The organism is Cryobacterium sp. Hz7 (assembly GCF_004402815.1).
In the GTDB taxonomy this organism is placed as follows: Bacteria; Actinomycetota; Actinomycetes; order Actinomycetales; family Microbacteriaceae; genus Cryobacterium; species Cryobacterium sandaracinum.
Genome location: NZ_SOFB01000037.1, coordinates 19,816 through 38,324, shown reverse-complemented (window position 1 = coordinate 38,324; position 18,509 = coordinate 19,816). Strand labels below are relative to the sequence as shown.

18 protein-coding genes are annotated in these 18,509 nt (G+C 68.3%); 6 read left to right on the top strand and 12 right to left on the bottom strand.

The window, feature by feature from the left end; all coding sequences use genetic code 11:
• The first annotated feature begins 3 nt into the window (after positions 1–3).
• Positions 4–1,260, top strand: coding sequence for an ornithine--oxo-acid transaminase (gene rocD / locus E3N86_RS08275; protein ID WP_134375185.1), 1,257 nt, complete (start codon positions 4–6; stop codon positions 1,258–1,260).
• 108 nt (positions 1,261–1,368) lie between these two features.
• On the opposite strand, the gene E3N86_RS08270 is transcribed toward rocD, so the two are convergent.
• From E3N86_RS08270 to E3N86_RS08255, 4 genes are all read right to left on the bottom strand, one after another.
• Complete coding sequence (locus E3N86_RS08270) at positions 1,369–2,628, bottom strand: alpha-hydroxy acid oxidase (RefSeq protein WP_134342538.1); 1,260 nt, start codon at positions 2,626–2,628, stop codon at positions 1,369–1,371.
• Positions 2,629–2,644: 16 nt separating this feature from the next.
• Complete coding sequence (locus tag E3N86_RS08265) at positions 2,645–3,445, bottom strand: FadR/GntR family transcriptional regulator (RefSeq protein WP_134511740.1); 801 nt, start codon at positions 3,443–3,445, stop codon at positions 2,645–2,647.
• 322 nt (positions 3,446–3,767) lie between these two features.
• On the bottom strand, positions 3,768–4,127 hold the full coding sequence (locus E3N86_RS17355; protein WP_233191235.1) for a glycerophosphodiester phosphodiesterase family protein: 360 nt from the start codon (positions 4,125–4,127) through the stop codon (positions 3,768–3,770).
• Between the two features lie 151 nt (positions 4,128–4,278).
• Positions 4,279–4,674, bottom strand: a complete 396-nt coding sequence (locus E3N86_RS08255) for a sortase (RefSeq protein WP_104099914.1) — start codon at positions 4,672–4,674, stop codon at positions 4,279–4,281.
• A 116-nt stretch (positions 4,675–4,790) separates the two neighbouring features.
• Here E3N86_RS08255 and E3N86_RS08250 point away from each other — a divergent pair, with 116 nt between their 5' ends.
• On the top strand, positions 4,791–6,257 hold the full coding sequence (locus tag E3N86_RS08250; protein ID WP_134375169.1) for a peptide MFS transporter: 1,467 nt from the start codon (positions 4,791–4,793) through the stop codon (positions 6,255–6,257).
• Positions 6,258–6,500: 243 nt separating this feature from the next.
• Here E3N86_RS08250 and E3N86_RS08245 read toward each other — a convergent pair whose 3' ends face one another.
• Together E3N86_RS08245 and E3N86_RS08240 are read right to left on the bottom strand one after the other, a co-directional pair.
• Positions 6,501–7,814: an MFS transporter gene (locus tag E3N86_RS08245; RefSeq protein WP_134342539.1), complete on the bottom strand. Its 1,314-nt coding sequence runs from the start codon at positions 7,812–7,814 to the stop codon at positions 6,501–6,503.
• 5 nt (positions 7,815–7,819) lie between these two features.
• Positions 7,820–8,224: a MarR family winged helix-turn-helix transcriptional regulator gene (locus E3N86_RS08240; RefSeq protein ID WP_233191233.1), complete on the bottom strand. Its 405-nt coding sequence runs from the start codon at positions 8,222–8,224 to the stop codon at positions 7,820–7,822.
• Positions 8,225–8,416: 192 nt separating this feature from the next.
• On the opposite strand from E3N86_RS08240, the gene E3N86_RS08235 reads away from it, so the two are divergent.
• On the top strand, positions 8,417–9,268 hold the full coding sequence (locus E3N86_RS08235) for an alpha/beta fold hydrolase (protein ID WP_134511739.1): 852 nt from the start codon (positions 8,417–8,419) through the stop codon (positions 9,266–9,268).
• Positions 9,269–9,277: 9 nt separating this feature from the next.
• Positions 9,278–10,327, top strand: a complete 1,050-nt coding sequence (locus E3N86_RS08230) for a biotin/lipoate A/B protein ligase family protein (protein WP_104099910.1) — start codon at positions 9,278–9,280, stop codon at positions 10,325–10,327.
• Positions 10,328–10,351: 24 nt separating this feature from the next.
• Here the strand turns inward: E3N86_RS08230 and E3N86_RS08225 are convergent, their stop codons facing one another.
• Positions 10,352–10,684 carry a GNAT family N-acetyltransferase gene (locus tag E3N86_RS08225; protein ID WP_104099909.1) on the bottom strand — a complete coding sequence of 111 codons (333 nt, stop codon included), beginning with the start codon at positions 10,682–10,684 and terminating at the stop codon, positions 10,352–10,354.
• 34 nt (positions 10,685–10,718) lie between these two features.
• On the opposite strand from E3N86_RS08225, the gene E3N86_RS08220 reads away from it, so the two are divergent.
• Positions 10,719–11,714 carry a site-specific DNA-methyltransferase gene (locus E3N86_RS08220; protein ID WP_134375165.1) on the top strand — a complete coding sequence of 332 codons (996 nt, stop codon included), beginning with the start codon at positions 10,719–10,721 and terminating at the stop codon, positions 11,712–11,714.
• On the top strand, positions 11,711–12,637 hold the full coding sequence (locus E3N86_RS08215; protein WP_134342540.1) for an LLM class F420-dependent oxidoreductase: 927 nt from the start codon (positions 11,711–11,713) through the stop codon (positions 12,635–12,637). The genes E3N86_RS08220 and E3N86_RS08215 overlap by 4 nt, the downstream gene beginning before the upstream one ends.
• 128 nt (positions 12,638–12,765) lie before the next feature.
• On the opposite strand, the gene E3N86_RS08210 is transcribed toward E3N86_RS08215, so the two are convergent.
• The 5 genes from E3N86_RS08210 to E3N86_RS08190 all read right to left on the bottom strand — a co-directional run bounded on the left by E3N86_RS08210 (position 12,766) and on the right by E3N86_RS08190 (position 18,505).
• Positions 12,766–13,794 (bottom strand): LacI family DNA-binding transcriptional regulator, encoded by a 1,029-nt coding sequence (locus tag E3N86_RS08210; protein ID WP_134375161.1) that lies wholly within the window; start codon positions 13,792–13,794, stop codon positions 12,766–12,768.
• Between the two features lie 40 nt (positions 13,795–13,834).
• Positions 13,835–15,247: a GH1 family beta-glucosidase gene (locus E3N86_RS08205; protein WP_104099955.1), complete on the bottom strand. Its 1,413-nt coding sequence runs from the start codon at positions 15,245–15,247 to the stop codon at positions 13,835–13,837.
• Between the two features lie 41 nt (positions 15,248–15,288).
• The gene (locus E3N86_RS08200; RefSeq protein ID WP_104099905.1) at positions 15,289–16,131 is read right to left on the bottom strand and encodes a carbohydrate ABC transporter permease; all 843 of its coding nucleotides are present in this window, start codon (positions 16,129–16,131) and stop codon (positions 15,289–15,291) included.
• Positions 16,128–17,114, bottom strand: coding sequence for a carbohydrate ABC transporter permease (locus tag E3N86_RS08195; protein ID WP_104099904.1), 987 nt, complete (start codon positions 17,112–17,114; stop codon positions 16,128–16,130). Before E3N86_RS08195 ends, E3N86_RS08200 begins: the two co-directional genes overlap by 4 nt.
• Before the next feature lie 113 nt (positions 17,115–17,227).
• On the bottom strand, positions 17,228–18,505 hold the full coding sequence (locus E3N86_RS08190; RefSeq protein ID WP_104099954.1) for an ABC transporter substrate-binding protein: 1,278 nt from the start codon (positions 18,503–18,505) through the stop codon (positions 17,228–17,230).
• Positions 18,506–18,509: the final 4 nt, after the last annotated feature.

Here is an 18,509-nt window from a genome sequence, read left to right as displayed (position 1 = left end):
CCGATGACCGACCAGGCCACCGACCAGGCCACCGCCCCGGCCGCCGCGCTCGGACAGGCCGCGTATATCGCGCTGGAAGACGAGCACGCGGCCCACAATTACCATCCGCTGCCCGTGGTCGTCGCGTCCGGCGACGGCGCCTGGGTGACGGATGTCGACGGCCGCCGCTACCTGGATTGCCTGGCCGCGTACTCCGCGGTCAACTTCGGCCACTCCAACCCGCTCCTGTTGGACGCCGCTCGCGAGCAACTCGGTCGCATCACGCTCACCAGCCGCGCCTTCCACAACGACCAGCTCGGCCCGTTCGTGACCGCGCTCGCCGAGCTCTCCGGCAAGGACATGGTCCTGCCGATGAACACGGGCGCCGAGGCGGTGGAGTCCGGCATCAAGGTGGCCCGCGCCTGGGGCTATCGGGTCAAGGGCGTCGCCGCCGGGATGGCGAACATCATCGTGGCCGGGGAGAACTTTCACGGCCGCACCACCACGATCGTCAGCTTCTCCGACGACGAGTCGGCCCGTAAGGATTTCGGGCCGTTCACGCCGGGGTTCCGCACGGTTCCCTACGGAGACGCCGCGGCCCTCGAGGCTGCGATCGACGCGAACACGGTCGCGGTGCTGCTCGAGCCCATCCAGGGCGAGGCCGGCATCGTCGTGCCGCCGGCCGACTACCTGCCGGCCGTGCGCGAGATCACGAACCGCCACAATGTGCTGTTCATCGCCGACGAGATCCAGTCCGGCCTCGGCCGCACGGGAGCGACCTTCGCTTGCGACCTGGTGGGCGTCGTTCCTGACCTCTACCTGCTCGGCAAGGCACTCGGCGGCGGCATCGTGCCGGTCTCGGCGGTCGTCGGCAATCGGGACATCCTCGGCGTGCTCCGCCCCGGCGAGCACGGCTCGACCTTCGGCGGCAACCCGCTGGCGGCGGCCGTCGGCCTCGCCGTGGTGAAACTGCTGGCCACCGGCGAGCAGCAGGAGCGCGCGCGCGTTCTCGGCGCCCGCCTGCACGACGGGCTGACCGGGTTGATCGGCCAGGGCGTCGTGGCCGTGCGTGGCGCCGGCCTCTGGGCCGGCATCGACATCGACCCGACGCTGGCCCCCGGCCGGGTGGTCTGCGAGGCCCTCTTGGCCCGCGGCGTGCTCGCGAAGGACACCCACGGCTTCACCATCCGGTTGGCCCCGCCGATCGTGGTCTCCGAGGCCGACCTCGACTGGGCGGTCGAGCAATTGGCCGCCGTGCTCGCAGAGCTCGCCGCCGCGTAGCCGAGCCGCCGAGTTATCCCGCTTGTGCCGAGTTGACCCGCTGGAACGGGTCAGCTCGGCACAAACGCCGACACTCGGCGAGGTGCGACCGGCCGGGCGGCCACGACACTACACGCCGACGGATGCCGCCACCGGCTGCGCGATGCGGCCGAGGCGTGCGAGCTGGGTGACGTGGCCCGGCTCGAGCTCCTCCAGGCTGTTCACGCCGAGCAGTCGCATGGTGCGGGAGACCTGCTCGGAGAGGATCTGGACGGCCCGGTCGACGCCGGCCTCGCCGCCGGCCATCAGGCCGTAGAGGTAGGCGCGGCCGATCAGGGTGAAGCGGGCACCGAGGGCAACGGACGCGACGATGTCGGCGCCGCTCATGATGCCCGTGTCCAGGTGCACCTCGTATTCGCTGCCGACCTCGCGCACGACGTTCGGCAGCAGGTGGAACGGGATCGGGGCGCGGTCGAGCTGGCGCCCGCCGTGGTTGGAGAGGATGATGCCGTCCACGCCGAGGTCGGCGAGCGTGCGCGCATCCGCCAGGCTCTGTACGCCCTTGACGACGATCTTGCCGGGCCACTGCGCCTTGATCCAGGCCAGGTCCTCGAAGGTGACGGTGGGGTCGAACATGGTGTCGAGCAGGTCGGCGACTGTGCCGCTCCAGCGGTCGAGGCTGGCGAAGGCGAGCGGTTCGGTGGTGAGGAAGTTGATCCACCACTCCGGCCGCGGCAGTGCGTTGATGACCGTTCCGGCGGTCAGGGCCGGCGGGATCGAGAAACCGTTGCGCTTGTCGCGCAGGCGCGCGCCGGCCACGGGCACGTCCACAGTCACCAGCAGGGTGTCGTAGCCGGCCTTCGCGGCCCGGTCCACGAGCGCCATCGAGCGGTCGCGGTCCTTCCACATGTAGAGCTGGAACCAGTTGCGCCCGTGGGGGTTCGCGGCCTTGACGTCCTCGATCGACGTGGTGCCCATGGTCGACAGGGAGAAGGGAATGCCGGCCCGGGCCGCGACGTGGGCGCCCGCGATCTCACCCTCGGTCTGCATCATCCGGGTGAACCCGGTCGGGGCGATTCCGAAGGGCTGGGCCACGGGGGCGCCGAGCACGTCCCAGCCCGTCGACACGGCCGACACGTCCCGCAGGATCGACGGGTTGAACTCGATGTCCTCGAAGGCCTGGCGGGCACGGCCCAGCGACAGCTCAGCCTCGGCGGCGCCGTCGGTGTAGTCGAACGCGGCCTTGGGGGTGCGCTTCTTGGCGATGTCGCGCAGGTCGTAGATGGTGAGCGCGCCCTCGAGGCGGCGCTTCTTCGCGTTCAGTTCGGGGGTCTTGAAGTGCATCAGCGGGGCAAGGTCTTTGATCTTCGGGATGCGTCGTTGAACCATGGTCGAAGGGTCCTTTCTATCGGGCCACCGGGTGCCCGTTGGCATCCGTGTGGTCGTTGGCGAAGAGGTCGGGCAGGTGGTTGGCAAGGTGGGTTTCGGCGTAGTAACCCGCGATATGGGACTGCACGAGGCTGCGGGCGGCCGGGGGATCGCCGGCCTCGATCGCGCCGAGGATCGCGCGGTGTTCGGTGCGGAGACGGGCGGAGGTGTCGGGCCAGGAAGTGAGGCTGGTCGCGCCCGCCCGCACATAGCCCTCGATGGCACTGCGCAGCCCCGCCATCGTGGCGGTCACGACCTGGTTGCCCGATGCGGTGGCCAGGGCCAGGTGGAACGCGGCGTCGAGGGCCAGGAATTCCCCCTCGGTCAGCGCGGGAGACTCCATGGCGCAGAGCAGCAGCTCGGGCGTCGTCAGGTCGGGGTGCAGGGAGGCGTTGGCGTCCATGGTGGAACTGGCCTGGGCGGATGCCTCCGCCAGCTCGGTCACGACCGAGGCCTCGAGCACCAGCCGGGTCTTGACCACGTCAGAGACGGGGAACCCCTGCGCCGCCACCTGCAGACGCATCAGCGCCGACATGCCGCCGCCGGGCAGGGCCACGATGGTCGCACCCGCCGTGGGCCCCGACCCGGCGGACGTGCGAAGCAGTCCGAGCACTTCGAGCACCCGGATGGCCTCGCGCACGCTGGACCGTCCGACGCCCAGCTCGGCGGCGAGGGCCCGCTCGGGCGGAAGATGGTCACCCGGGCGTAGTCGCCCACTGAGGAGATCCAGCTCGATGTTCTGCAACACGACTTCCCAGGCACGGCGTTCGATGCTCATGGGCTCCTCCTCGACGTTGGGGTGGCATGCGGTGTGCCCGGCGGGGATCATGCGTCGGGCGGTGTGGTCTGACCACACGCTACACGACGCGCCCGATGCGCACCAGCGCCCGGGGCGCATCCGTCACCGGGTATACGCCGCCGGCACCTTCAGGCCGCACTCAGGCTGGTCAAGTCCGCGGTCTCGTTCACCGTCCACGGGACGACTGGGAGGCCGAGGCCGCCCAGGTTCGGGCTGGATTCGGGCTGCCCGACGCCCGGTCAGGAATCCCCGCTCGATCGGGCCCCCAGGGTCAGATCCGGGGCGATTTGCCGGGTGAGGTTCAGTGACGCCCAGTCGAAGCTCTGCAGGACTGACCGATCCGACTGCCGGGGGTGTTCGCCTGCTCAGGGAAGCCCGGCGACTGCTGGTAGCCGCAGTCCAGGGTGCGGATCTCGGCCAGGCTCAGGTCGCGCACCCGGTCGTCGGCATAGGGAAAGGCCGAGTCGCCGGGGAACGCGGGAGCGGCGTCGGCGCATTTGCTGGACGTCATCACGTCGTCGTGCCACACCACCACCTGGTTGGCACTGGACAAATGGGTGTCCAGCTCGAGTGTGCTCACACCCAACTCGGGAGACCCGGCGAAGGCGGTCAGTGATTCCTCGGTCCACTGGCCGCGGCCGCCGCGATCAGGATTGAGCACATTGCGTGGTTCCCCTGGAGTTGCGTGAACCGGCGGCAGTCCGCCTCCGGTTCTCCACGCTGCGAACCGGACGTGGCCGGGGTGGAGAGGTCGTTCCGAGCGCTGACCGGGCCTGGTCACGGCGGCGGGCTCCGTGCGAACGCAGAGGATCTCAGATGAAGAGCAGCACGATGCCGAGCACGCCGGACGCGGCACCGATGCCGAGCAGGATCAGGCCGGTCAGGCGCAGTGCCCGGCCCTCGGCCTCCGGGGTGTGGGTGCGGCACCGGGAGGGGGTGCGGAGGCTGAACCAGACCGGCACGTCGTCGCCGGGCGCGAGCCCGTGCGTCTCGTGTGTGTTCGCCGGGCACTCGTGCACCTCGCCGTCACGGTCGAACCAGCGGATGACCGTTCCGGCCCGGGAGGACGCGATGACGCCATCCGTCAGTACCCAGCGACCCTTCACGCCGCGCGCGACGAGACCGGCCGCGAAGAGTGCCCCGCCGACGGCCAGGCCGATCAGAGTCAGCACCTCGCTGAGGAGGGAAACGAGCGAGAAGGTGTCCACGTTGCCCCTTCCCGGTCGTCGTAACGGTACGGGCAAAATCGTACCGTGCCCTCCGGGCCGGATGCCGCGACCCTGCCGATGCCCCCAGGTCTGGGGGCACACGGTAAGGTCAAGCAATGAGCTCGGTCGTTGAACAATCCCCCACCCGTGACGACCGAAGCTTCCTCGGACAGCCTCGCGCCCTCGCCAACGTGTTCGGCGTCGAGATGTGGGAGCGGTTTTCGTTCTACGGGATGCAGGGCATCCTGCTGCTCTATTTGTACTACTCCGCGGCCGACGGCGGCCTCGGGATCCCGCAGGCCACCGCGGCAGGCATCGTGGGGGCCTACGGCGGCGGCGTTTACCTGTCGACCATTCTGGGAGCCTGGGTGGCCGACCGCCTGGTGGGCTCGGAGCGGGTGCTCTTCTGCAGCGCCATCGTGATCGCGGTGGGGCACGTGGCACTCGCTCTCCTGCCGGGCCTCGGCGGCGTGGCGACCGGGCTCATCCTGATCGCGCTGGGCAGCGGCGGGCTCAAGGCCAACGCGACCAGCGTCGTGGGCGCGCTCTACGCCAAGGACGACCCTCGGCTCGACGCGGGCTTCTCGCTCTTCTACCTCGGCATCAACCTGGGTGCCTTCTTCGGGCCGGTCCTGACCGGCCTGCTGCAGACGACCCTCGGTTTCCACTACGGGTTCGGGCTCGCCGCCGTGGGGATGGCGATCGGCCTGGTGCAGTACTCCTTCGGCCGCAAGCGCCTGCCGGCCATCGTGCACGAGGTGCCGAACCCGCTGCCGGCGTCGCGCCACGCCGGCTACCTCTGGGCCGCGATCGCAACGACCGCCGTGATCGTGGTGCTGGTCCTGCTCGGCGTGATCACGGCATCCGGCCTGGTCACCATCGTTATCGCGCTGACCCTGATCGCCACGGTCTGCTACTTCGTGGTCATCCTGCGCAACCGTCAGATCACCGCCCTCGAGCGCAAACGCGTCTACGCGTTCATGCCGCTGTTCGTGGCCAGTGCCGCGTTCTGGTCCCTCTCCCAGCAGCAGTTCACGGTGGTGACCATCTACACCGACGAACGGCTCAACCGCGACGTGTTCGGCTGGGAGCTGCCGGTGTCGTGGGTGCAGTCGTTCAACCCGGTCTTCATCATCCTGCTCTCGGGTGCCTTCGCCGCGCTGTGGACGCGCTGGGGTTCCCGTCAGCCGTCCACCCCGGTCAAGTTCGCGTTCGGCACCGCGCTGATGGGTTCCGCGTTCCTGCTGTTCCTCCCGTTCGTCGACGGCGGCCCGAATTCGACGCCACTGCTCGCGATGATCGCGATCCTGTTCGTGCTCACGGTGGCGGAGCTTCTGATCGGACCGGTCGGCCTGGCCGTCACGACGCGGCTCGCCCCGGAACCCTTCAAGACCCAGATGGTCGCGCTGTTCTTCCTCTCGATCGCCCTGGGCACCGCGGTGTCCGGCTGGCTCGCCGAGTGGTACACATCGGTGTCGGAGACGGTCTACTTCAGCGTGATCGGCGGGGTCGCGATCGTGCTCGGGCTGTTGCTCGCACTGATCGCCCGACCGATCCTGCGGCTGATGAACGGCGTGCGCTGACCGGCATCCGTCAGCCGAGTGGGTGCCAAGCGATTCGTTGTGTTGCGCCCCACAGGCTCAGAGCTGGCTGCACCGCGCGGACTCTGTTCAGCAAGGGGGGGGCGCGGTGTCCGGTGTTGAACCAATTCGACGGAGAATCTGAGCGAAACCTGCTTTTTCGGGCCTTATGGCAACGATTTGGGCAGAATCTCCGTCGAATTCGTTCGGGGAGAACTGCCGCCAGGCTCGTCGGGTCTCACTCCGCTAGCGCGTCGCCGTGGCCTCGACGATCGCGATTTCGCGGGTGGCGGTCTCGGCGGTGCGGCCGTCTCCGTCGTGGTGCACCCGCATTCGTGGGGTCATGCCCCGGCGGAACCGCACCCGCAGGCTGCGGTAGCGCACCATCCAGAAGAGCACCGCCCCGGCCGCGAGGAGGCCCGAGAGCGCGGCCACGCCCAGCGCCCAGCGCGGGCCGAACTGGTCGGCTACCCAGCCCACCAGGGGCGCCCCGAGTGGCGTGCCGCCGGCGAAGATCGCCATATAGAGCGCCATCACCCGGCCGCGCATGGCCGGCCGCGTCGTGGTCTGCACGTAGGCGTTCGCGGTGGTCATCAGGGTCAGCGAGGACAGGCCGACGAAGGTCAGGGAGATCGCGAAGGTCAGGTAGTTGGGCATCACCGCGGCCACAGCGCAGGACAGGCCGAACGCGAAGGATCCGACGATGACCAGACGCAGCCGCGGCCGGCCGCGACGGGCGGCCATCAGCGCGCCCGCGACGGAGCCGATGGCCATGATCGAACTGAGCAGCCCGAACTCGCTGGCACCCATGCCGAACTCGACCGTGGCCATCGTCGCCGTGAAGATCGCGAAGTTGAAGCCGAAGGTGCCCACCAGGAAGACGGTGATCAACACGACGATGATGTCTGGCCGGCGGGACACGTACCGGAAGCCAGCCATCAGCTGTCCCCGCTCGCGGGTGGCCCGCGGCTGCGGCCTCAGCTGAACGGTGCGCAGAAGAGTCATCGCGAGCACCGTCGCCGCGAACGTCGCCGAGTTGATCATGAAGACCCAGCCGGCGCCGACGGCGACCGTGAGCAGCCCCGCGGCGGCCGGTCCGATCAGCCGGGCGCCGTTGAACGATGCGGAGTTGAGGGCCACGGCGTTCGGGAGGTCGTTGTCGGAGACCAGCTCCGACACGAAGGTCTGGCGGGCGGGGGCGTCGATCGCCGCGACGATCCCGAGGCCCAGGGCGAAGAGGTAGACGTGCCACAGCTCCGCGACTCCGGTGACGGTGATCACACCGAGGCCGAGGGCGAGCAGGCCCATCAGGGTCTGCGTCAGGATGAGCAGTCTGCGCCGGTTGAACCGGTCCGCGATGAGGCCGGACCAGGGCATCAGCACGAGCTGGGGCCCGAATTGCAAAGCCATCACGATGCCCACCGCGGTGGCGTTGTAATCGGTCAGTTCGGTCAGCACGATCCAGTCCTGGGCCGTGCGCTGCATCCAGGTTCCGATGTTCGACACGAGGGCCCCCGCGAACCAGATTCGATAGTTCGGGATGCTCAGGGAGCGGAACATGTTGTTCAACTGTTGGCGAGTTCCTTCATGATGTCGACGGCCTCGGTGAGGATCCGGCGCTGGTCGGGGCTGAGCGTGACGATGCGCTGTGCGAGCCAGGCATCCCTGCGTTTGCGCGTCTCCCGCATCAGGGTGCGCCCCTGGTCGGTCACCGTGAGCACCACCTTGCGGCCGTCGTCGGCAGAGCCGGCCCGGTTCACAAGGCCAGCCTCGACCAGCGCGTTGACCGTGCGGTTCATCGACGGCGGCGTGACCCGCTCGCGTTCGCTGAGCTCGCGGAGGGTGAACGGGCCATGGAAAAACAGGGTGCCGAGGGCCGAGAACTGGCTCGAGCTGAGCTCATTGTCGGCCTTCTCCTGCCGCAGGCGGCGGGCCAGCCGGCCGTTGGCCAGCCGGAAATCGTGACTCAACTCGGCTACCGTCGCACGTCGACCAGGGGAGACCTCCGGCGCAAGCACGTGAGATGTCGGTGAAGATTCCATAGCTACCCACCCTAACCACTTAGCCTCGCTAAGTATTCCCTGCTCGCAGCCTAGTTCAGGATCGACGGCAAAGAACCGGAATCCAGAGACGCGTGGGGCGAGTCCTGCCAGACTGGCCTCGTGCCTACCTACACGGATGACTTTGGTGTCTCGATCACGTATTTCACCTGGCCGGTCGATCGCCCGCGGGCCATCGTGCAGATCGCTCACGGGGTCGGTGAGCATGCGCAGCGGTATGCGGAGCTCGCCACCCGACTGAACACGGCCGGCTACACGGTCTACGCCGACGACCACCGCGGCCACGGCCAGACCGGAGTGCACCAGTATGACGGCGACCTGTCCCGCCTCGGCCGCCTCGGCCCCGGCGGACTGCGCGCGGCAGTGGCCGGCGTACGCCAGCTGAGTGGGATCATCCGCGCCACTCACCCTGACCTGCCGCTCGTGCTGCTCGGCCACAGCTGGGGGTCCTTCATGGTGCAGATGATCGTCAACGCGCACGCCGCCGACTACGACGCGGTCGTGCTCAGCGGCACGGCCTACCGGATGCCCGGCTACCTGGACAGCGGCGACCTCAACCGCCGACACAAGCACCTCGGCGACACCGGGGTGGAGTGGCTCAGCCGCGATCCAGAGGTGGCCCGCGCTTTCATCGCCGACCCGCTCACGACCACGACCCCGCTGGCCAAGCTGTTCGGGCTGCGAGAGGCGGCGCGCCTCTTCGGCAGGCCGGGCCGCGACCTGCCGCCGGGCCTGCCGCTGCTCATCCTGGTCGGCGGTGACGACATCGTGGGCGGGGAGCGCAGCGCTCGCAGGCTGGTTCGGGCCTATTCCGGGCGGTCGGGACTTCGGGACATCCGGGTCATCACCTACCCCGGTGCCCGCCACGAGGTGTTCAACGAGACGAACCGTGAGGATGTCTTCGACGACCTGATCGGGTGGCTGGCCAAACGTTTTGCCGTGCGTGCCGATTAGGCTGGCGTCATGCACGGTGAATATAAAGTTCCAGGCGGCAAGCTCGTCGTCGTCGATCTCGATGTCGTTGACAACACGATCGTCGACTTCCGGCTGGCCGGTGATTTCTTCCTCGAGCCCGACAGTGCGCTCGGCGACATCAACGCGGCCGTGAACGGCCTGTCCGCCGACAGCGACGCGGTCAGCATCGCCGCCGCAGTGCGCGCCGCGCTCCCGGCCCATGCCACGCTGCTCGGGTTCTCGCCCGAATCGGTGGCGGTGGCCATCCGTCGCTCCCTCGCCCAGGCCAGCGGCTGGCGCGACTACGAGTGGCAGCTGATCCACACCAAGGCTGTCGCTCCCGTCATGCAGATGGCGCTTGACGAGGTGCTCGCGATCGAGGTTGGCGAGGGGCGCCGCAACCCCACGATGCGGATCTGGGAATGGACGGAGCCGGCCGTCGTCATCGGCAGCTTCCAGTCCCTGAAGAACGAGGTCGACCCGGTCCAGGCCGCCAAGCACGGCTTCACCGTCGTGCGCCGGATCAGCGGCGGCGGCGCCATGTTCATGGAAGCCGGCTCGGTCATCACCTACTCGATCTACGCACCGACCGACCTCGTTCAGGGCATGACGTTCGCTGACTCCTATGCATTCCTCGACGAGTGGGTGCTCACGGCGCTCAAATCCCTCGGCATCGACGCTTACTACCAGCCGCTGAACGACATCACGAGCCCCAAGGGCAAGATCGGCGGGGCCGCGCAGAAACGTCTCGGCAGCGGCGCCGTGCTGCACCACGTCACCATGAGCTACGACATGGACGGCGACAAGATGGTGCAGGTGCTCCGCATCGGCCGGGAGAAACTCAGCGACAAGGGCATCACGAGCGCCGCGAAGCGCGTCGACCCGCTGCGCAGCCAGACCGGCCTCAGCCGGGATGCGATCATCGACCGGATGAAGGCGACCTTCACCGGGCTCTATGGCGCCGTCGCCGGAGAGATCACCGAAGCGGAATATGCCAGGGCGACCGAGCTGGTAGAGACCAAGTTCGGCACCGAAGAGTGGATCGGGCGGGTTCCCTAGGCCACGGGGCCGTCAATGCGCGGGCTACCGTCCGCGCGTGAGCAGGTCCTGGTACTCGGCGTGCAGGTCGATCCAGCGCACAACGTAGGGGCACACCGGCACGACCGTGAGCGTGGTGCGGGTGCGAACATCGTCGAGCGCCTGCTCGACGAGGATGCCCGCCAGACCTTCGCCCCGGTGCGCCGGGTCCACCTCGACGTGGGTGAACAGCACATCCTGGCCGGCGACCTCGTAGTCGGCGAAGCCCACGGTGGTGCCGGCGAGCTCGAGCGTGTACCGGGCCAGGGCCGGTTCGTGACGGAATACGACCGAGTCGGATTCCCCGGTCGTTTCCGGGGATGCTGCATCTGGTGTCATCCCCTCAGCGTAGGCTGCCTGACACAATGAAGGAATGCCGATCGCGTGGTCTCCCTCCTCCCCCAGCCGTGTCGTCCACGCGAACAACCTCGAGGTTCTGCCGCAGCTGCCCGACGCGGCCTTCACGCTGATCTACCTGGACCCGCCGTTCAACACGGGGCGCAAGCAGAACCGGCAGACCACGACGTCGGTGCGCGCACCGGCGAGCCCGGTATCCGTCGCCCTGGGTGCGGACGCCGCGGGCATCATCACCGGCTTCAAGGGCCAGCGGTATGAGCGGATCAAGGGTGACCTGCTCGGCTACGACGACCAGTTCGAGGACTATTGGGCCTTCCTCGAGCCGCGCCTGATCGAGGCCTGGCGCCTCCTGTCCGATGACGGCACCCTCTACCTGCACCTCGACTACCGCGAGGCGCACTACGCCAAGGTGTTGCTCGACGCCCTCTTCGGCCGGGACTGCTTCCTGAACGAGCTGATCTGGGCCTACGATTACGGCGCGAAGTCGAAGAACCGCTGGCCGACCAAGCACGACACGATCCTGGTCTACGTGAAGAACCCGGCCCGGTACTACTTCGACTCGACCACGGTCGACCGCGAGCCCTATATGGCGCCCGGTCTGGTCACCCCCGAGAAGGTCGCGAAGGGCAAGCTGCCGACGGATGTCTGGTGGCACACGATTGTGTCGCCCACCGGCAAGGAAAAGACCGGTTATCCCACCCAGAAGCCCGTCGGCATCCTGCGCCGTATGATCCAGGCGTCCAGCCGCGAGGGGGACTGGGTGCTCGACTTCTTCGCCGGCAGCGGCACGACGGGTGCGGTTGCCGCGGCCCTCGGCCGCCGCTTCGTGCTGGTGGACCAGAATCCCGAGTCGATCCAGGTCATGCGCACGCGCTTCGCGCTGCTGCCCGCGGTGGAGTTCCTGCCCGGCGGATTCGAGCCGGCCGTGCCCGAGCCGGCCGCGCCGGAGCCGGCCCAGCCGGCGCTGTTCGATTTCGGCGCCGACCGGCCCGGGGCGAGGCTGGGAGCATGAGACTTCGCATTTTCACCGAACCGCAGCAGGGTGCCTCCTACGACGACATCCTCGCCGTGGCCCAGGCCACGGAGACGCTCGGCTTCGACGCGTTCTTCCGCTCCGACCACTACCTCGCGATGGGAGACACGGCTCCCGTGCTGCCGGGGCCGACGGATGCGTGGACCACCCTGGCGGGCCTCGCCCGGGAGACCCGGCGCATCCGCCTCGGCACTTTGGTCTCGTCGGTGACCTACCGTCCGCCGGGGATCCTCGCGATCCAGGTGGCGCAGGTCGACCAGATGTCGGGCGGGCGGGTCGAGCTCGGCCTCGGCACCGGCTGGTTCGAGCAGGAACACCTGGCCTACGGCATCCCGTTCCCGGCCAGGCGGTTCGGCATGCTCGAGGAGCAGCTGGAGATCGTGACCGGGCTCTGGGAGACCCCGGTCGGCGACCGCTTCAGCTTCGCCGGCGAGCACTACACGCTCGTCGACTCGCCCGCCCTGCCCAAGCCCGTGCAGGCCCGCATCCCGGTGATCGTGGGCGGTGGCGGCGCCAGGCGTACCCCGGCCCTGGCTGCCCGCTTCGCCACCGAGTTCAACCTGCCGTTCCCGGATTTCGCGGATGTCCCGGCCAAGTTCGCCGGCGTGCGCGCTGCATGCGCGGCCATCGGTCGCGATCCCCGTGAGCTGGTGTACTCGGCGGCGCTGATCGCCGTCGCGGGCGCGAACGAGGCAGACTTCATTCGCCGGGCCGCGGCCGTGGGCCGGGAACCGGCCGAGCTGCGGGCGCACGGCGTGGCCGGCACGGCGTCCGAGGTCGTGGACCGCCTCGGCGCCCTCGCCCACGACGGGGTCGAGTGCGTCTACCTGCAGATCATGGACCTGTCCGACCTCGGCCACTTGGACTTCATCGCCCGCGAGGTCATGCCTCAGCTGGCCTGACCGCCCTGACCGCCCTGCCCGTCCTGCCCGTCCCGCCGGTATTGCCGGTGCGCGGGTGCTGCGCCGCTACGCTGCCGGCGCGCCACGCGCGCAACGGCGCAGCACCCGCACCGGGGAAGCCGCGCGTGTCACGCCGACTCGCGTAGCACCAAACGGGTCGGCATGAGGGTGCGGTGCGGCATGCTCTCGTCGGCGGCGAGCCGGCGCAGCAGAATGTCCGCCATCGCGTAGCCCATTTCCTCGGAGGGCTGGCTCACCGTGGTCAGCGGCACCGGGCCGCTCGTCGCGGCCGGGCTGTCGTCGAACCCGACGATGGCCACGTCGCCGGGCACAGAGCGGCCGAGCTCACGCAGCACATCCACCGCCCCGGTGGCCATCAGGTCGCTCGCCACGAAGAGGCCGTCGATGTCGGGGCACCGCTCCAGCAGCCGGCGGGTGGCTGCCGCGCCACCGGCGGCCGTGAAGTCGGCGAGTTCGACGGCATCCGCGGGCAGCCCGGCCCGCTCCAGCGTGCGCTCGAACCCGGTGAGGCGGTCGATGCCGGCCGGCATGTCCACCGCGCCGGCGATCGAGCCGATGCGGCGGCGCCCGATGTCGACGAGGTGCTGGGTGCCCGTCTCGGCGCCCGCCGCGTTGTCGACGTCAACGAAGTAGGCGGCGAGGTTGTCCGCGTTCGACGGCCGGCCGCCGAAGACCACCGGCATGGTCTTGTCGAGTTCGGCCACGAAGTCGTCGCCGGTGTGGTGCGAGATGATGAGCGCCCCGTCGACGTTGCCCGAGCGCAGGTAGCGCAGAGTCTTGTGCCGTGGGTCGCTCGACGCAACGAGCAGGTTGAGCGTGTAATCACTTTGGTCGAGTCGGCGGGTGATGCCCTGCACGACCGCGGCGAAGTAGGGGTCACCGAAGAACCGGGTCATATCCTCAGGCACGACCAGGGCCACGGCCTCGGTCTGCCGGCTCGCGAGCGAGCGGGCCGCCCGGTTCGGAACATAGTTGAGCTGGTTGATGGCCTCCGTCACCGAGGCGACGATCTCTGGGCTGACCCTGGTAGACCCGTTCACGACCCGGCTCACGGTGGCCCGGGAAACCCCGGCCACCTCGGCCACCATTTCCAGGGTGGGCTGCGAAGGACGGACCTGGCGCACACTCGTTATCATGACGCCATTATATTTTGCCCGCATCCCTCGCGGTTCCGGTTCAGGAGAGGGCGCGGTTGCGGATGATCTCGGCGTAAGAACGTCCGCTGTCCTTGACGGTGCGCTCCTGGGTCTCGTAATCGACCCGCACGATGCCGAAGCGCTTCTCGTAGCCCCAGGCCCACTCGTAGTTGTCCATCAGCGACCAGTAGAAGTAGCCCTTGACGTCGACTCCCTCATCGATCGCGTCGAGGATGGCGCCCAGGTGGTCGGTCAGGAATACGGTGCGCCGGGCATCCGGAACACTGCCGTCCGCGGCGACGACGTCGTCGAACGCCGCGCCGTTCTCGGTGACGTAGAGGCTCGTGCCGGTCGGGGCGGCGTAGTCGGTGTTCACGCGAACGAGCAGTTCGCGTAGCCCGTCGGGCTGCACCTCCCACTCCATGGCGGTCAGCGGCAGCCCCTGCGGGTGGTCGTAGACGCCGTCGGCCGCCGGGAACGGCGACCGGGTGGGGCGGTCGGTCGGGGCCTGGGCGAGCAACGGATGTTCGGCCGGGCGATCACTGACCAGGTCGCCGTGGTAATAGTTCACGCCGAGGGTGTCGATCGGCTGGTTGATCTGGGCCAGGTCTCCCTCGTGGATGAAATCGGTCAGCCCGTACTCGGCCACGTCCTGGAGCACATCCTCCGGGTAGAAGCCGCGGAAGACCGGGTCGAGGAAGATCCGGTTGAACTGCCCGTCGATGCGGCGCGCGGCATCCACGTCGCCCGCATGCGTCGGATCGACCGGCTTGGCGACGGTGAGGTTGAGCGTGATGCCGAGCTCGAGCTTCGAGTCGCGTTCGCGCAGCGCCTCGACGGCGAGGCCGTGCCCCAGGAGCAGGTGGTGTGCGGCGGCCAGGCCGTCCCGGGGGCTCTGGCGCCCGGGCGCGTGGGCGCCGGCGGTGTAGCTGAGGAAGGAGGAGCACCACGGCTCGTTGAGAGTGGTCCACACGCCCACGCGGTCGCCGAGGGTGTCGTGCACGGTGAGGGCGTAGTCCCGGAAGCGTGCGGCGGTGTCGCGGTTGGTCCAGCCACCCTTCTCCTCGAGGGCCTGCGGCAGGTCCCAGTGGTAGAGGGTCAGCCACGGCTTGATGCCGGCGCCGAGGAGCTCGTCGACCAGGCGGGAGTAGAAGTCCACGCCCTTCGGGTTGACCGGCCCGCCGTCGGGACGCACCCGGGCCCAGGAGGTGGAGAAGCGGTAGGTCTGCAGCCCCAGGTCCTTCATCAGGGCGACGTCGCCCTGATAGCGGTGGTAGTGGTCGCAGGCGACGTCGCCGTTGTCGGCCTTGAGGACAGCACCCGGCACGCGGCTGAACGTGTCCCAGATGGAATCCGTGCGGCCGTCCTCATGGGCGGCGCCCTCGATCTGGTAGGCGGCCGTCGCCGCCCCGAAGAGGAACTCGGGCGGGAAGGAACGAACGTGTGAGGTCATACCCATATTCTCGGTGATTGTTTCGAGTGTTCCGAACGAGGTCATCCCTTGACCGCGCCCTGCATGATTCCGGCCACGAGCTGCTTACCCAGGAAGATGAAGACCAGGATCAGCGGGATGATCGAGAGCACCACGCCGGCCAGCACGAGCGAGTAGTCGACGTAGAAGGCGGCCTGCAGCTGCTGCAGTGCAACCGGGAGGGTCGGGTTGCCGGGGCCGAGCACGATGAACGGCCAGAAGAAGTTGGTCCAGGTGCCGATGAACGTGAACAGGGCGAGCATCGCCGCGGCCGGGCGGGCGGCCGGGAGACCGATGTGCCAGAAGCTGCGGATCATCGACGCTCCGTCCATGCGCACCGCCTCGATCAGCTCGTCGGGCAGTGCGTCGCGCAGGTACTGGGTCATCCAGAACACGCCGAACGCGGTCACCATGGCGGGCGCGATGACGGCCCAGAGGCTGCCGGTCCAGCCGAGCCTCGACATGACGATGAACAGGGGCACGACGCCGAGCTGGGTCGGCACGGCCATGGTCGCGATCACGAAGATGAGCAGACCTTCCCGGCCGCGGAACTTCAGCTTGGCGAAGGCGTAGCCGGCGAGCGTCGAGAACATCACGACGCTGAGCGACACCACGGACGACACGATGATGCTGTTGCCGAGCGCCGTCCAGAACGGGATGCTGTCGATGACCGTGGCCGCGTTGGCGATGAAGTTACCGCCCGGGATCCACATCATCCCGTTCTGGTTCAGCGCGGAGGCATCCTGGCTGCCGATCAGGAACGACCACCAGATCGGGAAGGCCGAGCCGAGGATAACCGCGATCAGGATGCCGTAGACCCAGAGGGACGGCCGACGGTCGTGCCCGCCGATGATGGTCTTGCTCATGAGATGCCTTTCGCGCGGACGCGCAGCTTGCGGTCGCCGGTGCCCGCGATGCGACGGGTGATGAGGAAGTTGATGACAGCGATGAGGATGATGATCAGGAACAGGAGCCAGGCCACGGCGGACGCCCGGCCGAAGTTGCGCTGGTTCCAGCCGAGTTCGTAGATGTACAGGGTGAGCGTCTGCCACTGGCGACTGGCTCCGCCCTGGCCGACGTTGTCGAACATGCGTGCCTCGTCGAAGATCTGCAGCCCGCCGATCGTCGAGGTCAGGATGACGAAGATGATGATCGGTCGCAGCAGCGGCAGGGTGATCGACCCGAAGGTGCGCCAGCGGTTGGCGCCGTCGATGATGGCGGCCTCGTAGTAATCGCGCGGGACGGCCTGCATGGCGGCGAGGAAGATAAGGGCGTTGTAACCGGTCCAGCGGAAGTTCACCATTGTGGCGATGGCGAGGTGGCTGGGGATCACGTCGACGTGCCAGCGCACGGGCTCGAGGCCCAGGCTCATGATCGCGCTGTTGATCAAGCCGAACTTGTCGCCGAAGAGGTCGTTGAAGATGAGTGCGACGGCGACCGGGGCCACGACGTAGGGAAGGAGCACGCCCATGCGCCAGAAGGTCTTTCCGCGCAGGTTGAAGTCGAGCACGGCGGCGATGCCGAGCGCGACGATGATCTGGGGGATGCTCGAGAGCAGGAAGATGCTGAAGGTGTTGCGCAGGGAGTTCCAGAAGTATCCCTGGCTCAGCACCGTGACGAAGTTCTCCAGGCCGACGAAGTCGCCCTGGCCGCCGATGAGGTTCCAGTCGTGCACCGACACCCACGCCGTGTACAGCAGCGGGAAGAGGCCCATGACGGCGAAGACGAGGAAGAAGGGGGAGATGTAGAGGTAGGGCGAGAAGCGCACATCCCAGCGGCTCAGTGTGTGGCTGAGGGCGATGCGGCGGATGCTGCGGGCATTCACCTCGACAGCGGCAACGGTAGTCATGAAAGTCCTTCGGTGGTTGAGCTTGGCGAGGCCCGGGTGAGCCGGTCGAGACCGGGGTCGGGCCGGCCGGGACCAGGTGGTCTCGACAGGCCCGACCGGCGGGATGGTGCTGGTTAGCCGAGCGACTCGACGTCGGTGACCCACTGAGCCCACGACTCGTCAGCCGTCATGGTGCCGTCTTCGACGCGGGTGAGCGCCTGCTGCATGGCGTCGTTGATCGCGAAGTAGAACTCGCCCTTGTACGGGGTCACGTCGACAGCGGCGGCGCGGTTGGCAAGGATCTCACCGGTCGGCGCGTTGTTGAAGAACTCGTTCGTGGCGCCGAGGAGTTCGTCGCTCTCGAGGGCTTCGAGCTGGCTCGGAAACGTGCCCTTGGACGCGAACGCCTTGAGCTGCTGCTCCGGGGCGGTCAGCCAGGAAGCGAGCTTCTGGGCCTCGGCCTGGTTCTTGGATTGCTCGGGAACGGTCAGGTACGAGCCGCCCCAGTTGCCGCCGCCGCCGGGGAACGTGTCGGCGATGTCCCAGCCGGCGACGCCTTCAGCGTTGCCGGAGATCACGCCGAGCATCCAGCCCGGGCAGAGCATCGTGGCGAAGCCGTCGTTCTGGAAGCTGGCGGTCCAGTCGTCGCTCCACTGTCCGAGGTGCGCGGACAGCGTGCTGCTGGCCTCGAGCACGCTCGTGTAGGCCTTCTTCACCTCCGGGTTCCCGGTGGCGATGATGGTGCCGTCTTCTTCTTCATAGGCGTTGGGGATCTGGTTGACGACGCCCTGCCAGGTGGCTCCGGCAGAGTCGAACCATGGCACGTTCGTGCCGGCAGCAGCGAACTTCTCACCGGCTGCGTAGTAGCTCTCCCAGCTGGTGCCGAGGAGTGCGGCAACCTCGGCGCGGTCGGTCGGAAGACCGGCGGCGGCGAACAGGTCGGAGCGGTAGCAGACGGCTTCCGGACCGATGTCGGTGCCGTAGGCGATCAGGCGGCCGTCGGCATCCGTCGCGGCCTCGGTCTTCCAGTCGAGCCAGCGCTCGTCGACGTCGTCAGAGGCGAGGTCGATGAACTGGTCGGAGTATTGGAGCAGTTCCGGCAGCCAGTCGACCTCGATGGCCTCGATGTCGCTCAGGCCGCTGCCTGCGGCGAGACGGGTCGTGAGGTTGTCGCGGGCCTCGTTGGAGGTGGCGGCCTTCTTGTGCGTGATGGTGACGTTCGGGTTGGCCTTCTCGTACTCGGCGAACAGGTCGTCATAGCCGAATTCGTTGAACGTCGCGACGGTCAGTTTGACGTTTTCGTCGGTCGACTGCTCTCCGCCGGCGTTCGCTGAACAACCGGATAGAACCAGTGCGAAGGATGCTGCTCCGGCGACTGTTACTGCAAGTGTGGTGCGCGGGAAACGCTTCACGGTC

Bases quoted from the DNA above. Each gene is read 5' to 3' on its own strand.
- rocD (WP_134375185.1), top strand. From the start codon at position 4: ATGACCGACCAGGCCACCGACCAGGCCACCGCCCCGGCCGCCGCGCTC.
- E3N86_RS08270 (WP_134342538.1), bottom strand. From the start codon at position 2,628: ATGGTTCAACGACGCATCCCGAAGATCAAAGACCTTGCCCCGCTGATG.
- E3N86_RS08265 (WP_134511740.1), bottom strand. From the start codon at position 3,445: ATGAGCATCGAACGCCGTGCCTGGGAAGTCGTGTTGCAGAACATCGAG.
- E3N86_RS08250 (WP_134375169.1), top strand. From the start codon at position 4,791: ATGAGCTCGGTCGTTGAACAATCCCCCACCCGTGACGACCGAAGCTTC.
- E3N86_RS08245 (WP_134342539.1), bottom strand. From the start codon at position 7,814: ATGTTCCGCTCCCTGAGCATCCCGAACTATCGAATCTGGTTCGCGGGG.
- E3N86_RS08230 (WP_104099910.1), top strand. From the start codon at position 9,278: ATGCACGGTGAATATAAAGTTCCAGGCGGCAAGCTCGTCGTCGTCGAT.
- E3N86_RS08225 (WP_104099909.1), bottom strand. From the start codon at position 10,684: ATGACACCAGATGCAGCATCCCCGGAAACGACCGGGGAATCCGACTCG.
- E3N86_RS08220 (WP_134375165.1), top strand. From the start codon at position 10,719: ATGCCGATCGCGTGGTCTCCCTCCTCCCCCAGCCGTGTCGTCCACGCG.
- E3N86_RS08215 (WP_134342540.1), top strand. From the start codon at position 11,711: ATGAGACTTCGCATTTTCACCGAACCGCAGCAGGGTGCCTCCTACGAC.
- E3N86_RS08210 (WP_134375161.1), bottom strand. From the start codon at position 13,794: ATGATAACGAGTGTGCGCCAGGTCCGTCCTTCGCAGCCCACCCTGGAA.
- E3N86_RS08205 (WP_104099955.1), bottom strand. From the start codon at position 15,247: ATGACCTCACACGTTCGTTCCTTCCCGCCCGAGTTCCTCTTCGGGGCG.
- E3N86_RS08200 (WP_104099905.1), bottom strand. From the start codon at position 16,131: ATGAGCAAGACCATCATCGGCGGGCACGACCGTCGGCCGTCCCTCTGG.
- E3N86_RS08195 (WP_104099904.1), bottom strand. From the start codon at position 17,114: ATGACTACCGTTGCCGCTGTCGAGGTGAATGCCCGCAGCATCCGCCGC.